The organism is Ruania alba, assembly GCF_900105765.1.
Taxonomy (GTDB): domain Bacteria; phylum Actinomycetota; class Actinomycetes; order Actinomycetales; family Beutenbergiaceae; genus Ruania; species Ruania alba.
In genome coordinates this window covers 1,666,096-1,680,563 of sequence record NZ_FNTX01000001.1, presented here as the reverse complement: position 1 = coordinate 1,680,563, position 14,468 = coordinate 1,666,096, and the positions used below count along the sequence as shown (strand labels likewise).

Annotated in this window: 15 protein-coding genes; all 15 read right to left on the bottom strand. The window is 67.6% G+C overall.

The genetic code is table 11. The features are described from left to right. Window positions 1–2: 2 nt before the first annotated feature. Window positions 3–1,442, bottom strand: a complete 1,440-nt coding sequence (locus BLU77_RS07775; protein ID WP_089772413.1) for a lipase maturation factor family protein — start codon at window positions 1,440–1,442, stop codon at window positions 3–5. Window positions 1,443–1,643: 201 nt separating this feature from the next. Beyond that, window positions 1,644–2,165, bottom strand: coding sequence for an excalibur calcium-binding domain-containing protein (locus BLU77_RS22325; protein WP_245708718.1), 522 nt, complete (start codon window positions 2,163–2,165; stop codon window positions 1,644–1,646). 345 nt (window positions 2,166–2,510) lie between these two features. Continuing rightward, the gene (locus tag BLU77_RS07765; RefSeq protein ID WP_139177662.1) at window positions 2,511–3,224 is read right to left on the bottom strand and encodes a CPBP family intramembrane glutamic endopeptidase; all 714 of its coding nucleotides are present in this window, start codon (window positions 3,222–3,224) and stop codon (window positions 2,511–2,513) included. A 45-nt stretch (window positions 3,225–3,269) separates the two neighbouring features. Further along, the gene (locus BLU77_RS07760; protein WP_089772411.1) at window positions 3,270–4,607 is read right to left on the bottom strand and encodes an alkaline phosphatase family protein; all 1,338 of its coding nucleotides are present in this window, start codon (window positions 4,605–4,607) and stop codon (window positions 3,270–3,272) included. Between the two features lie 18 nt (window positions 4,608–4,625). Beyond that, window positions 4,626–5,342, bottom strand: a complete 717-nt coding sequence (locus BLU77_RS07755) for a glycerophosphodiester phosphodiesterase (protein ID WP_089772410.1) — start codon at window positions 5,340–5,342, stop codon at window positions 4,626–4,628. Beyond that, window positions 5,339–6,724, bottom strand: coding sequence for an extracellular solute-binding protein (locus BLU77_RS07750; protein WP_089772409.1), 1,386 nt, complete (start codon window positions 6,722–6,724; stop codon window positions 5,339–5,341). Before BLU77_RS07750 ends, BLU77_RS07755 begins: the two co-directional genes overlap by 4 nt. A gap of 79 nt (window positions 6,725–6,803) precedes the next feature. Next, entirely contained in the window at window positions 6,804–7,757 is a 954-nt protein-coding gene (locus BLU77_RS07745) for a carbohydrate ABC transporter permease (protein ID WP_089772408.1), read from the bottom strand. Then, window positions 7,754–8,719, bottom strand: a complete 966-nt coding sequence (locus BLU77_RS07740; protein ID WP_089772407.1) for a carbohydrate ABC transporter permease — start codon at window positions 8,717–8,719, stop codon at window positions 7,754–7,756. Before BLU77_RS07740 ends, BLU77_RS07745 begins: the two co-directional genes overlap by 4 nt. Window positions 8,720–8,994: 275 nt before the next feature. Then, complete coding sequence (locus tag BLU77_RS07735; RefSeq protein ID WP_089772406.1) at window positions 8,995–9,759, bottom strand: ABC transporter permease; 765 nt, start codon at window positions 9,757–9,759, stop codon at window positions 8,995–8,997. Further along, a complete protein-coding gene (locus BLU77_RS07730; RefSeq protein WP_089772405.1) occupies window positions 9,756–10,571 on the bottom strand; it encodes an ABC transporter ATP-binding protein in 816 nt (271 codons plus the stop codon). The genes BLU77_RS07735 and BLU77_RS07730 overlap by 4 nt, the downstream gene beginning before the upstream one ends. Next, a complete protein-coding gene (locus BLU77_RS07725) occupies window positions 10,568–10,945 on the bottom strand; it encodes a DUF1048 domain-containing protein (protein WP_089772404.1) in 378 nt (125 codons plus the stop codon). Before BLU77_RS07725 ends, BLU77_RS07730 begins: the two co-directional genes overlap by 4 nt. Before the next feature lie 2 nt (window positions 10,946–10,947). Further along, a complete protein-coding gene (locus BLU77_RS07720; RefSeq protein ID WP_089772403.1) occupies window positions 10,948–11,295 on the bottom strand; it encodes a PadR family transcriptional regulator in 348 nt (115 codons plus the stop codon). A gap of 154 nt (window positions 11,296–11,449) precedes the next feature. Further along, a complete protein-coding gene (locus BLU77_RS07715) occupies window positions 11,450–11,908 on the bottom strand; it encodes an SRPBCC domain-containing protein (RefSeq protein WP_089772402.1) in 459 nt (152 codons plus the stop codon). Between the two features lie 37 nt (window positions 11,909–11,945). Continuing rightward, complete coding sequence (locus tag BLU77_RS07710) at window positions 11,946–12,554, bottom strand: ASCH domain-containing protein (protein WP_089772401.1); 609 nt, start codon at window positions 12,552–12,554, stop codon at window positions 11,946–11,948. A 53-nt stretch (window positions 12,555–12,607) separates the two neighbouring features. After that, window positions 12,608–14,464 carry a heparinase II/III family protein gene (locus tag BLU77_RS07705; protein WP_089772400.1) on the bottom strand — a complete coding sequence of 619 codons (1,857 nt, stop codon included), beginning with the start codon at window positions 14,462–14,464 and terminating at the stop codon, window positions 12,608–12,610. Between the last annotated feature and the right edge of the window lie 4 nt (window positions 14,465–14,468).

Genomic DNA, 14,468 nt, shown 5'->3' with positions numbered 1-14,468 from the left:
ACTCACACCGACAGGTCGGTGGCCCGGGTTGGGGCAACCAGCACGCGTCGTTCCTCCCGTACCCACCAGCAGTGCTGTGCCTTGAGCTCGGCCCAGGTGCTGTACCGGTAGCGGAACACCCGCGCCCGCACCCAGACCGGCCGGACGCCGTCGAACGGATCGCGGGCGAGCAGGCGGAGCGTGGCTCGATCCGCCTCCAGGAGCCGGCCCAGGAACGCGAGAAACCAGCGGTGCTGAGCGGACGAACCGAGGGCGAGGAACCACATGCCCCAGTCGAGCCGTAGGTGGTAGGGCGCTACCTGCCGTGGCCAGCGATCGACGGGGCCGGGCTTACCGCGGAAGACGTACTCCCGCCAACCCGAGCGACCCTCCGGGTCCGTCGTGCCCTCCACCACGACCTCGTCGCGTCGGCGCGTGACCGACCCGAACGCGCCATAGGACCCGCCCAGGTGCCAGCGGTTGTAGGAGGCGTTCATGGCCTGGTTCGGCGACAGCAGGTTGCGCGCCGGCCGCACGGCCAGCACCACGGTGACGGCGGCCATCACCCCCACGAGGATCACCCACCACAGGCTTCCGGTCGCCTCCGGGCCGGCCAGCACCGGTGCCAGCGCCGGGAGCACGGCCGTGAGCTGGTCGTCCCCGACGGCGGAGAACGCCAGCAACAACGTCAACGAGTTCAGCCAGGCGAAGTTCCCGGACAGCACCAGCCACAGCTGGGTGGCGATCACCAGGGCGGCGGCGATCGACGCCACCGGCTGGGGGAGGAACAGCAGGAACGGCACTACCAGCTGCACCACATGGTTGGCGGCCACCTCCACCCGATGCAGCGGGCGCGGCAGGTGGTGGAAGAACCAGCTCAACGGCCCCGGCATCGGCTGCGTCTCGTGGTGGTAGTACAGGGCGGTGAGGTCGCGCCACACCCGGTCCCCACGCATCTTGATCATCCCGGCCCCGAACTCCACCCGGAACAGCAGCCAACGGAAGGCGAGCAGCACCAGGAACGGGGGAGCGACGTCGTCCGAGCCCAGGAACGCGGCCAGGAAGCCGGCCTCCAGCAGCAGCGTCTCCCACCCGAACCCGTAGAACACCTGCCCGACGTTCACCACGGACAGGTACAGCCCGAACAGCACCCCGAACGCGGCGAACGGCACCCACGGCGGTCCCGTCTGCGGGAGCCCGGCCATGAGCGATGCCGCGACCAGGACCCCCACCCAGCCGAGCACCAGCACCAGGGCGTCCGAGTAGCGCCACCGGAAGATCGTCGGACCTGCCCAGGCGCCGACCCGTTCGAGGTAGCGGGGAACCGGCAACAGCCCGCGGGACCCGAGCAACGGCTGGAACTGGCGCAGCACGGCCACGAACGCCACCAGGTACATGAGCGCGATCCCGCGCTGCAGCACGAACCGGGCCGTGTGGTAGTTCTCTGCAGCGAACCACTCCACTGCGGTCCTCCCTCACGGTCCAGCAGACTGACCGTCCCAGTGTGCCGAGAGTGTTGGGCGTACGCAGCGCGGACCGGGCTCGCCCACGCTCTGGCGCGGACAACCTGCCTGGGCAGTCAGGGCAAGATGGTATGTGTCCTCCGTCGCGGTCGGCAGGAGACACTCCCGACCTTGGCGACCAGCTCTATGACGGGCCGTGCCTCATTCGCATCCGACTCCGTCGCGATCTCGGTCGAGGTGCGTGCCATACCCGGGGTCGCCGACACGAACTGGTGCCGCTCCAGCGGCACGCGCCGCATCGCAATTACGGTAGTAGACACTTGATGGTGCTTGAGCTGTTGGCTCCTCGGTTGCCCTCGCCTGGGAGTCGGCCTGACGGTTAGCCACCGCTTCGCGCTGTTCGATTTCTGTCTCACGCTCGTCAAGTGTTTCCGCCAGTGCCGTGACTTCGTCCTCCCGATCACTGACGGCTGCCTCCAGCGCTGTGACTTCGTCCTCGCGTTCCGCGATCGCCTCTACCTGCGCTTCGTGCTCGTCGAGCGCTTCCTGGGCGGACTGGGCTTCAACCTCCGCCGCGTCCATGGCCGAGACGACATCGTCCACACGTACCTCTAGCGCCGATACCTCCGAGGAAAGAGAGTCGCGGTCCGACAGGAGCGTCCGGTACTCGTTGCTGGTGGTCGGGTCTGTTCCACAGCCGGCGGCGAGACCCAAGAAAAACACGGCCGCGATTCCGAGAATCTTGAGAATGGTCCGACCCGGCGATGACCGCTGTCGCTGGGGGCCGACGGGCGTCCCCGTCTGGGGAGCGGCCGTGGCGGGTGATGACTCGCCGTGCCAAGGTGGGGTAGGCGCATGGCCCGGTTCAGGCCCAGTTGGTCCCATGGTCATCGCACTGACCTTCCTGTCGTACGGATGTCGTTTGCCAACCGCGCTGTATGGTCGTTCGGCAGGCAACGCGCCTGGCCAGTGCGATTCCTTGTACGACTGTGCAGCATAGCGGGTGGTGGCCGCTGTGTCACGGTTCGGGTGCCGGTCGACGGCGCAGCGCTGGTGGAGTTTGCCTCCTTACCCGAGCGTCGTCAGCACCGCCGTCGACGCGATCGTGTTGATGGTGACGTGCAGCACCAGCGGCCCCCAGATGGAGCGGTGGAAGATCCGCAGCAGACTCAGCGCGAACCCGAGCGTGACGTAGTAGGGGAGCAGGATCGGGATGCCGTGCGCGATCGCGAAGAGCAGGGCGGTCACCGCGGTCGCCACGCCAGTGCCCCACCGGGCACGCGTGCTGGTGAAGATCAGGCCCCGGAACAGGGTCTCCTCCCAGAACGGCACCAGCACTGCGAGCGTCACCACCAGCACCACCACCGTGGTCCCTGACGTGCCGGTGAGCAGCGAATCGATCGAGCCACCGGCATCTTCCGACGCTCCGGAGGTGAGGACAGACGTAGCGACCTGCACGAGCACCGCGACCGTGATGATGACCGGCACCTGCCAGAGCAGGTGCCACAACCGGGCGGTGGGCTTGGTGAACCCGATCGACCGGAACGTCGTGGGCGAACGCCGGACGATCACGATCAGGGCGGTGCCGGCGAGCACTGTGTGCACGAGCAGCGCCGGCACGACCACGATCGGGAGCCGCGCAGCCGGGTCGCCGGCGGTGAGCAGCAGCGCCAGAGCCGCACCGAACACCACCACGGTGATCGCGAGGATCACCACGACCCCCTGCACCGCCGTCCTCAGGCGAGGTGGCAGGTCCATAGGCGGCACCGGGGGAGAGGTCACCCGGTCACTGTGCCACGCGCCCCCGAGCGTTCCGTGACGCTTTGGTCAGGCGGGCGCAGGCGCCGTCGCTGCCGGCACCTCCGCGAGCACCTCCTGCATCACTACACCCTCAGCGTCGGGCAGCTCGATCCCGAGCACGGCGGCCAAGGTCGGCGCCTCGTCGAGCATGCTGCGCCGCCCGGCATCCACCCCGGGCGCGAAGTCCGGACCGGTCGCGATGAACACCGGCTGGCCACCGTGCCGCGGTGCGTGCCCGTGGCTGCCCTTGAGTGGCGGGAAGTCCTCGTCCCCGGCGCGCACCACGGTGCGACGATCCCACAGCATCCCCACGATCACACCCGGCTCGGACTCGACCACCCAGGTGAACGGCCCGTCCAGGCCGTAGTCACGCCTGGTCTCCTCCGCCGTCCAGATCTTCTCGATCCGGTACTGCGGGTCCGACTCGATCTCCACCAGCAGCGCCTCGATCTCCCGGCGCCGCTGCACCGGCAGGTCCTCGGCCAGGAAGAGCTGCCCGGACAGCCCGGCGCCCAGGCAGAAGACGTCCCAGTCGAGCAGCTCACCGTCGGCGCCGGTCCGGATGAACCCGCGCTCCACGAACAGGGTGTTCAGGTTGGTGTGCTGCTCCACGTCGAGGTGACCATGGTCGGAGACCAGGACGATGTTGGTCTGCTCCAGGTCGCCGTTGTCTTCCAGCGCCGTCAGGTAGGTGGCCAGGGTGGCATCGACTTCTCGCAACGCCTCCTCCACGTGCGGGCCGTACGACCCACCCGCGTGCCGGGCTGTGTCCACCTCCACCAGGTGGACGAACATCACGTCCGGGCGCTCGTGCCGCAGGATCAGCTCCGACACATGGTTGACGAAGTCGAAGTACTTCCCCTTGCGCCGGTCGGTGTGGATCATCGACAGGTGCGGGGCGATGTAGGTCTCGAAGGACCTGGCGTCGGTGGTGCTCAGGTACTGGTCCTCCAGCCCGTCGAACACCTGCGGGCAGGCGATCTCCGGGACGAGCCAGTCCACCCCGGGAGCGTTTCCGGTGACCGGCCACTGCACCGCCGCCGTCGTCAGGCCGGCCTGCTGCGCCGCCTCGAAGATCGTCGGCACCCGGAGCGCCCGCGCGTCCCAGAACCACTCCGAGGCATCACCGCCGCCGGGCTGGAACTGCAGGTTGTTGAAGATGCCGGTCCGGGCCGGCGGGCACCCCGTGGTCTGCGCCGTGTGGTTCGGGTAGGTCACCGAGGGGTAGATGCCCTCAATCTCAGCGACGGACGCCCGCTCCAGGATGCGAGCGAACGCCGGGAGGGTGCGAGCGAACGGGATGTCGTCGGTGTGCATCGCATCGACGGAGACGACCAGGAGCTTGTGAGCAGTGGAGAGTGGCACAGGGTGTCCTTCAGGGTCTCAGGCGGATCGGGTAGCGAGTCGGTGCAGTTCGTCGCGGCACCAACCCGGATCATCGGCAGTCATCATTGCCACCCCGGCCTCCAGGGCGGTACGCACGTCGTCGGTGGTGAGCACGGGCCACCCACACACGTCGACACCAGCCGCCTGCAGGCGCTGCACGAGTGCGGGGTCCAGGTGGCGCACCTGGAGGGCGAGGGAGACGGCGTCCAGCTGCCCGACGGCGTCCGTCGCCTCTGCCGTCGGAGCGGGGGAGATGACCCCGACCGCCACGGTCGGGGCCACCTCACGCACCTCCCGGAGAGCGCCGATGTCGAAACTGGTCATCGTCACCCGGTCGCCGAGGCCCGCATCGAGCACGAGCTCGGTGGCCGGTCGGGCAGCGGCTGGCGCCTTGATCTCCACGTGCACGTCCACGCCGATGGCCGTGAGTGCCTGGGCGAGCGAGGGGATGTGCTGCCCGTCCGGCAGCTCCACCTCCTGCAGCTGCGGCCAGGTCAGCTCGGCCACCGCACCGGTGGTGCGGCCGCCGACGGCCGTCCGGTCGACGCGAGCGTCGTGGATCACCGCCAGCTCACCATCCGCCGTCAGGTGCACATCCAGCTCGATGGCCGCTGCCCCGTCGGTCTCGCCGCGGGCGAACGAGGCGAGGGTGTTCTCCGGGCTGACGGCGGCTGCGCCGCGGTGACCGACGACGGTCGGGAGCGAGTCGGTCACGAGATACCCAGGGCCTCGAGGTCCTCGCGGTTGTCCTCAAGGACACCCTCGTACTCCCCGCGGAGGGTGTCGATGGCTTCCTGCACATCGCCGTTGTCCCCGGTGATGGTGTCGAATGCCTGCCCGAGTGCGGTCACCCCGGAGTGGAACCAGTTCACCGGCGCGACCGTCTCGGCGTTCTCGAGCTGATCGATCGCCACGGTGAAGTTCGGGTCGGTGGCGTGCAGCTCGACCACCTCCGGCTCGTCCGCGGCCGCCTGCACGATCGGCACGTACCCGGAGTCGATGTGCCACTTGCCGGACATTGCCGGGGTGGCGAGGAACTTCATCAGTTCGGCAGTCGCATCCTGGCGCTCCTGGGACTCGGTGCGGACCATCGAGAAGCCGGACCCACCCGTGGGCACGGTCGGGGGCTGGTTCACCTCACCCGGCATGAACGCGGCGCCGAGCTCGAAGTCGACCGCCTCGGTCAGCCCGCGCATCGAAGCTGTCGACCCGTGCACGGCGGCTGCCAGGCCCGTCTGGAAGTCGGTGTGCGAGGCCTGCGCCATGTACGCGTGCCCGTCCACGTGCACCCACTCGTTCGCGAAAGTCATCAGCTCGTGAACCTTGCCCTCGTCCGGCATCACGGTGAAGCCGTCGGACCACTCGCCGTCGAACGCCCACAGCCACGAGTTGGCGTACCAGGCGGGACCGGCGGCGTAGGCGAACGTCTTGATGTCCTGGCCGGCGTTCTGCACGGACGCGATCTCCGGCCCGAACTCCCGCAGCTGGGACCAGGTGTACTGCGTGTCCACCGGGAGACCGAGATCGTTGAACAGCGTTTTGTTGTAGTAGAAGAGCGGCGTCGATCGGGCGAACGGCACCACGAAGGTCTCGTCGCCTGCCGTGCTCTCACCGACGAAGTTCTGGCGGTAGATGTCCAGGTTCCAGTCGTCGTTGAAGTGCGGGTCGAGCGGGGCGAGTGCACCGGCGAAGTAGAACTGCAGCCACTGCATCTCTGGGAAGCAGACCATGTCCGGCACAGCCCTGGCCTGCAGCGCTGCCGTGAATGCGGTGTTCAGATCCGCATAGCTGCCCACCGACTCGAGGGCGGCGTAGATCTCGGTCTGGGACTCGTTGAACATGGCGAACTGCTCGGTGATGGCATCGAACAGCCCACCGGTCCACGGCGCCCAGAACAGGATGTTGGTCCGCCCCTGATACTCCGAGGGGATGTCGCCGAGGGCGGCCTGGCTGAAACCGCTGCGCAGGTTGCTCTCCGCGCCGCCGCCCCCGCCGTCGGCAGACACGGGGCCGGTGCACGCGGCCAGGGCCGCGGTGCCGGCGCCCAGGCCCACAGCGGAGAGCAGATGACGGCGGGTCAGGTGGAAGTTCTGCACGGAAGGTGCTCCTTGGAGGGTTGTGAATCGGGTGGGTTCAGGGAGGAAACAGATGGGCCGGCCGGCGCGCGGGCTGCCGTCAGCCCTTGATGGCACCGGCGGTGATTCCGCCGATGATGCGGCGCTGGGCGATGAAGAAGACGATCAGCATCGGGGCCGCGACGATGACGGTTCCGGCCATCACCGGACCCCAGGCGTCATAGCCCTCCTGGCTGCGCAGGAACATCAGCCCGATCGGGAGGGTGCGCATGTCCGAGGTGGAGGTGACGATCAGCGGCCACACGAAGTCGTTCCACTTCGTGATCAGCACGATCAGCGTGGCCGTCAGGATCATCGGCCGGCAGATCGGGATCACCACGGTGCTAAGCCGGCGCAGGTGCCCGGCACCGTCCATCTTGGCCGCGTCCACCAGCTCCTCCGGCACCTGCCGCATCTGCTGGTAGACGAGGAACATCGCGAAGGCTGAACCGATCCCCGGCAGGATCAGGCCTTGGTAGGTGTTCAGCCAGCCCAGGTTCGAGATGGTGATGTAGTTGACCAGCAGGGTGATGTGACCGGGCAGCATGAGCGAGCCGACCATCAGCGCAAAGACGAGCATCTTGCCGCGGAAATACACGAAGGCGAAGGCGTAGGCAGACAGCAGGGCGACGCCGATCTCCAGGCCGGTACCGACCACGGTGGTGATGATCGAGTTCTTCAGGAAGGCACCGAACGGGGCCGAGGTCCATGCGTCGGCGAAGTTGCTCCACTCCAGTTCGGTGGGCACCCAGGTGAGCGGGTAGGTGTAAATCTCGTGCTCGGGCTTGAGCGCGGAGCTGAACAACCAGTACAACGGGATCGCGAACAGGGCGAACGTGGCGGTGATCAGCACGTACAGCCCCATGGTGGCCGGCAGCGGCCGGCGGGGGCCCCGACGGCGGCCCTTCCGTTCGCCGTCCGAGGCGCCCTGGCCCCAGGATCGGGGTGGTTCCTCCGGTGGGGTGGTGGGAGCCGGGGTCGCCGGGTCGTCCTTGCGGTCGAGAGTGAGGCTCATGAGTAGTGCACCTGCTTGCTCGCGTACTTGGTCTGGACGAGGGTCACCAGCAGGAGCAGCGCGAACATCACGGTGGCCGTGGCAGCAGAGGTGCCGATGTTGAAGTCCACGAACGCCTGGTCGTAGATCATCCACGGCAGCGTGGTGCTCGAGGTGCCCGGGCCACCGTTGGTGAGGGTGGCGATGATGTCGAACGTCTGCGCGGCGGCGATGATGCCGGTGACGGTGAGGAAGAACGTCACCGGGCTGAGCAGCGGGAGCGTGATGTAACGGAACAGTCCCCAGCCTCGGGCACCGTCCAGCGCGGCCGCCTCGTAGATGTCCTTCGGCAGGTCGAGGATCGCGGTGTAGTAGATGATCGCGACGAAGCCCAGGCGCTGCCAGGCATAGGCGATGGTGATCGCCCAGAGCGAGAAGTCCGAGGTGGTGGTCCAAGAGGGCGATTCCATCCCCACCATCGAGAACAACCACCGGCTCAGGCCGTAGTTCGGGTCGAACATGAACAGCCACAGCACACCGATCGCGGCACCGGGCAGCATGTGCGGAGCGAACGCAATGGTGCGTACCAGTCCGGAGAATCGCAGCCGCTGCGCGAGCAGTGCGCCGATCGCCATCCCGCCGAAGAGGGTGCCGATCACCGCCACCAGAACGAAGATCGCCGTGTTCCGCAACGCCTCCATCAGCATCGAACCGGACTGGAACAGCTCCTCGTAGTTGTCCAGCCCGACGACCACTGGGGCCGGCTGCACGAAGTCCCAGTCGGTGAAGCTGAGGACGAAGTTGTAGACGGTGGGGTAGTAACCGAAGACCACGATCGCCACCAGGTTCGGCAGGATCAACGCCCAGAAGAGCAGTCCTTCGTTGCGGTTGCGGCGGCGGATCTGCGGTGACGTGCGCTGCGGGACTGCGGTTCGGGATCTTCGAGGACGCAGACCCTCGATGGGTTGGAGCAGCGTGGTCATCGTTCTCAGTTCTGTCGTCGGGGACGTGCATGGTCGAGCCCGCGAACGGCGCTCGAGCGCGTGACGGCTCTAGCCAAGCGAATCGGATTGACCCTTCGCCCATCAGTGCATGACGTGCGGGCGTCAGTCAGATGAACGCCGTTCGGGGCGGCACCCACCCGTTCAGCAGGTCGAACGCGACCGAAGATGACGAACGAGTGAACGATCAACACGCACGAACGCCCGCCGCCGGCTGGTTCCCGGCGACGGGCGTGTCGTGATTGCTGAATGCAGCGCTAGCTGGTCTTCCTGCGGTAGATGACCGTTGCAGCGGTGGAGGCGACGGCGAGGATCCCGACGAGCCAGGCAAGGGCGATCCAGATCTCGTTCCCGACCGCCTGCTGGGTGAAGAGCGCGCGGAGCGTGTCCACGATGGCGGTCACTGGCTGGTGCTCAGCGAACCAGGCCACCGGTCCTGGCATCGAGGTGGTCGGGACGAACGCCGAACTGATGAACGGCAGAAAGATCAGCGGGTAGCTGAACGCGCTCGCACCGTCCACGGTCTTCGCGGAGAGCCCGGCGATCACGGCGACCCAGGTGACGGCAACAGTGAACAGCACGAGGATGCCGGCGACGGCGAGCCACGCACCCACTGAGGCTCCGGTGCGGAACCCCATCAGCAGGGCCACACCGGTGACGATCACGATCGAGAGACCGATCGCGGCTACCGAGGTGAGCACGTGTGCCCAGAGCACGCTCGACCGGGCGATCGGCATCGACTGGAAGCGCTCGACGATGCCCCCTTGCATATCGAGGAACAGTCGATATGCCGTATAGGCGATCCCGGAGGCGATCGTGATGAGCAGGATGCCGGGGAGGAGGTAGGTGACGTAGGACTCCTCGGATCCGGTGGTGATCGCGCCGCCGAACACGTACACGAACAGCAGCATCATGGCGATCGGCATCACCGCGGTCGTGATGATCGTGTCGGGGCTGCGGAGAATGTGGCGGAGCGACCGGCCGGTGAGCGCGCGGGTGTCGCTCAAGGCATGGGTGGTCATCGGAGTTCCTTTCCTGCGGTCGCGCTGTTGTCGGCGGGTGTCTCGGCGCGGGCACCAACCAGGGCGAGAAACACATCCTCGAGAGAGGGCTGCTTCTCGACGTACTCCACCTCAGTGGCCGGGAGCAGCTGCTTCAGCTCGGAGAGGGTGCCGTTGGAGATGATCGTGCCCTGGTGCAAGATCGCGATGCGGTCGGCGAGCTGCTCGGCCTCGTCGAGGTACTGCGTGGTCAGCAGGACGGTGGTGCCATCGGCGGCCAGCTTCCTGATCGTCTGCCACACCTCGATGCGGGCTTGTGGGTCAAGGCCCGTGGTGGGCTCGTCCAGGACGATGATCGGCGGGCTTCCGATCAGGCTCATCGCGATGTCCAGACGGCGCCGCATCCCTCCGGAGTACGTCCCTGCCCTGCGAGCACCGGCGTCGGTCAGCGAGAAACGAGCAAGCATGTCGTTCGCGATCTTCCCGGGGTTTCGCAGGTGGCGCAGGCGTGCGACCAGTTCGAGGTTCTCCCGGCCAGTGAGCACCTCGTCGACGGCGGCGAACTGCCCGGTCAGGCTGATCGACTCCCGCACCTGGTTCGGTGCGGACGTGACGTCGAATCCGTGCACCGTGGCGGTCCCGGAATCTGCCTTCAGCAGGGTCGAGAGTATCCGCACGAGTGTGGTCTTGCCGGCACCGTTGGAGCCCAGGAGGGCGAAGATGTTCCCCGCCTGGACGTCGAAGTCGACGCCACTCAGCACCTGCACGTCCGTGAACGCCTTCGTGATGCCCCGCACCTGGATCGCGGGTTCGCGGGCAGTATCGGAACTCATGCGCCCGTCCCCTCGTCAGCACGAGCGGCGTCGTCGATCGCCTTCGTCAGGCGGGTACGCTCCTTGTCCAGCCATTGCTTGCCCGAGTAAGCCCGTGCGAACGTCTCCGCAAAGTCCACCGGATCGGCTCCCACCACGTCACGCACAGGAGTGCCGTCCACTGCTGCGCGCTCCCAGAGGTCAGCGTGATCGCCGATCATGGTGATCAGTGTGTCGCCGTCGGTGAATCCGCCGTAGTACGTGAAGTACCGGTTGAGCGCTTTCGCGGCACTGCTGTACGGCTCCGGCAGCGCCTCGACGCGCGCCATGTGCTGCTTGTACTGCTTCTTCTGCTCGAGAGAGCCGGTGAGGGCTTCGATCCACTTCGCTGCCATCGTCATTCTCCTTCGTCTTGCTGATCGTCGATGTGGTGGAGCTGTTCGATGCGCTCCGAGAGGAACGTCCAGGTGGACCAGAACTCGTCGAGCTGCTGGCGACCGTGGGCATTGAGCGAGTAGACCTTGCGCGGCGGGCCCTTCTCGGAAGGCACCTTCTCCACGTCCACGAAGCCCCTCTGCTCGATCCGTACGAGCAATGCGTAGACGGTGCCCTCGACGAGGTCCGAGAATCCCTGCTCGCGCAGCCGCGCCGTGATCTCGTACCCGTAGGCAGGGCGTCCCGCCAGCGTGGCCAGCACGATCCCGACCAACGTGCCCTTGAGCATCTCCGTCATCTGGTTGCCCATCGAGGCCGCCTCTCTACTCAGTACTGCTGACTACCACTAGATAGTAGCGGTATGTACCGGTAGATAGCAACAGTGAGTACCGCGCTAGTCGGCTGCGGGCATAGCAGCGTCCACGCCAGGGCGCCCTGGCGTGAATCTGTGGGGGAGCGCGGCTCTAGCGCTCGAGAAGTCGGGCGAGATTGTCCAGGGACGATGCCAGACCTGCGGCGTGATCGTCGGCCGAGATGCCGGCTGGGACGTCCTCCGCTCGGATCTCCACGAGCGTGCCGTCCTGCTCGGTCGTGACCGACCACGTCATGGTCATGGTGCCGGAGTAGGCCGGATCGTCGGAGACGAAGTCGATCGCCTGCACCACGAACGACCCAGGAACGAGGTCCACGAACCGGGCTTCGACCACGTCTTCCTCGGCCGAGGTCTTGCCGTGTGCTGCGTGGCTTGGGTAACGGAGCACGAGTCGGTACGTCCCGCCGGGCTGGGCGTCGAAGTGCTCGAAGTGGCCCGTCATCCCGTCCGGGGGCAACCATGCCAACAGGTCGTCCGGATTGACGAAGGCGGTGTACACCCGTTCCGGTGCCGCGGCGATCGTGCGGGAAGCGCTGTCAGTTCGTCCCATACCTGCTGAGCGTAGAACATCCCGCGCGCGAGTGTCGTCAGCGTTCCAGCCAGGTGAGGTACGCCGCGCCCCGCGGCGAGAGCTCGTACCCGACATCGTGACTGATCGTCAGGCCGAGGCCCTTGAGCGTGCGGATGTCCGCCTTCATGGGCAGCAGCTCCACGTCCCGCAAGGCAGCCAGCTCCTTGGAGACCACCCGCGGGTTGTCTCGGATCCACGTGAGGATCTCCTGGGTCCACGGACCCGTGGGGCGGGCGTCCAGGCGGGACAGCCGCTGCGCGATCGTGGCGAGCTCATCGGCGTCCGGAAGCCGTTCGCGCAGGGCGAGCCGTGGATCCTCACCGATCCAACGCACGTGCACCCGATAGACATGCGCCCCTCCGGCCGACCCGCGTGGTCCGCGAGGGCGCTCTCGGGGGCGGAGAGCTCGCCGGAGTGTGTTGGCATCCTTCATCCCCGCGGCACGTGCCGCGCGATCGGTGAGCCGCTGCAGATCGTTCACCCGGGTCACCCGCGTGAACTCGATCACTCCTGCCGCCGTGACCTGTTGCCGACCGGCGCGGACCCGTGGCACGTCCCATCGCCGGTACTGGGTGGTGATCCGACCGGCCCGAATTCCCTCGGCCACGGCACGCGAGATGAGCATGGGTCACATCCTGGCAGAACGTGTCGACCTCACCACCGGGGGTCTGGATGAGCTCACAGCGCCCGCAGGATCACCCGCAACGAACCCTCGACCGCCGTTTCCCTGGGCCGGAGCACCAACCGAGCGATCTGGTCTCCCCACACTGCCGTCAGGATCGGGTCGGTCAGGTCGATCGGCTCGACGGCGGCCTCGACATGGTCGCCTATCTCCAGCCTGGCACGCCCGCGCCCGTCGGCGTCACGCAGGTCGAACGAGCCGTCTCCGTTGTCCTGCGGTGCGTGGGCGAGCATCAGATGCACCCGGGCGTCGGACGTGGCCGGGATCCAGGACTCGGTCAGCTCGAGCACGGCGCCCGGGCGGACCTCGCGCTGCCACGAGGTGATTCCCACCGAGGGGGGATACGCCCCGGCGAGCTCCATGCGCACGTGATCGGCGGACTGCTCGAGCACAGCGGCGCGGAACCGTTCCCCGACGCCCTGCTCTGCGCCGTCGGGGGCCGGGACCGTGTGAAAACCGGACTGGGTGAACCAGGCTGAGTACCGATCGGGCCCGAAGCTGGCGGCGGTGTACTGGCCGGCGCCGACGTCGATGAGCACCGGCGCGCCGTCGACGGCCACCACGACAGACCCGACGTCGAGATGGTTGTGCGGTTCGTCGTTGTGCCCGCCCTTGGCCACGACGCGCACCCGGGCGTCGTCGGTCGACGCCGCGAAGACCTGGGTCTGATCCAACCAGTGAGTGGTGGCTGCAGGCTCAGCGGTGCGAGCACTGCGGGTCCATCCCGGGTCGAACAGGGTGACCAGGCTCCGGTACATGGCCTGATACGGCACATAGGATCGGTCGAACGAGGCGGCCAGCGCCGCGACCTCCGGTACCTGCGCGGCGGTGGCGAACCGGTGCAGCAACGCCGGCGGGTGCTGGTCCTTGTCGATCTCCAGGTCTGGGCCGGGTACTCGGGCGATCCCGTCAGCGAGGCTCGCCGACCACGCTCCGCCCAGGTGCACCACGAGGGGATAGCGGGCCATCCGCTGGACCAGCGGGTGGGTCAGGACGGCGGCTGAGCCCTCCGGAGACAGCCAGCCGAGCACGTCCAACGCCTCGTACAAGCGGGCTGCCGAGAGCCACCAGTACATGAGCCCCTCGGCGCAGCCGCCGTCCGACGGCGTCCGGTCCAGGTAGCCGTCCAGGCTCTCCAATGCAGCCGCATAGGTCGCTCGCGTGACGTCCTCGCTCGGTGCCAGGAGCGCGGTGGCCGTGAGCACGTTCGAGACGATCCATGGATTCCAGTTCATCCCCGCACCGAACCACCAGCTATTCGGCCCGTCGGCCACGAATGGACGGAACACCCGGTCGAGCACCGCATTCCGGACCTGGGCGAGGAGTTCGGGGGTGTCCGCGAGACGATCGGCGTGCAACCAGGTCACCCAGGTCAGGGTCGCTGCGGTCTCGGCGGCGAACAGATCCAGCACAGGTCGGTCGGGATCGGGGAGACGTCGCAACGCCCCACCGGGCGGGCTGTCGTGTGCCGGCAGGCACCAGCTGGTCTCCTCCAGGAGTACCCCGAGCCCGTCGAGCACGGCGTCGGCGTACTCCTCATCACCGAGCGCTAGCGCCAGGGCGGACATCATCAGGCGTCGCCGCCGGGCGAAGTACGGCGCCTCGAACGCCCGCCGTGACCCGCTCCGGGAGAGCTCGAGCCGCGCCGAGACGGTGAGCGGCGGCCATGGTTGCCCGCTCAGCGCCGCGGCACGCTCCAGAATTGAGGCACGGCTGACCGCGTCCACCCCGTCCCACGCCCGTCGATCGCTCGCCGGCGGGAACGGAACATCGACGCCACGTGCCGTCCGGCGGACGAGGTGATCGATGTCGAAGGCACGGCGCGTGCTCGGGCGAGGGACGTCGTCGGACATCTGG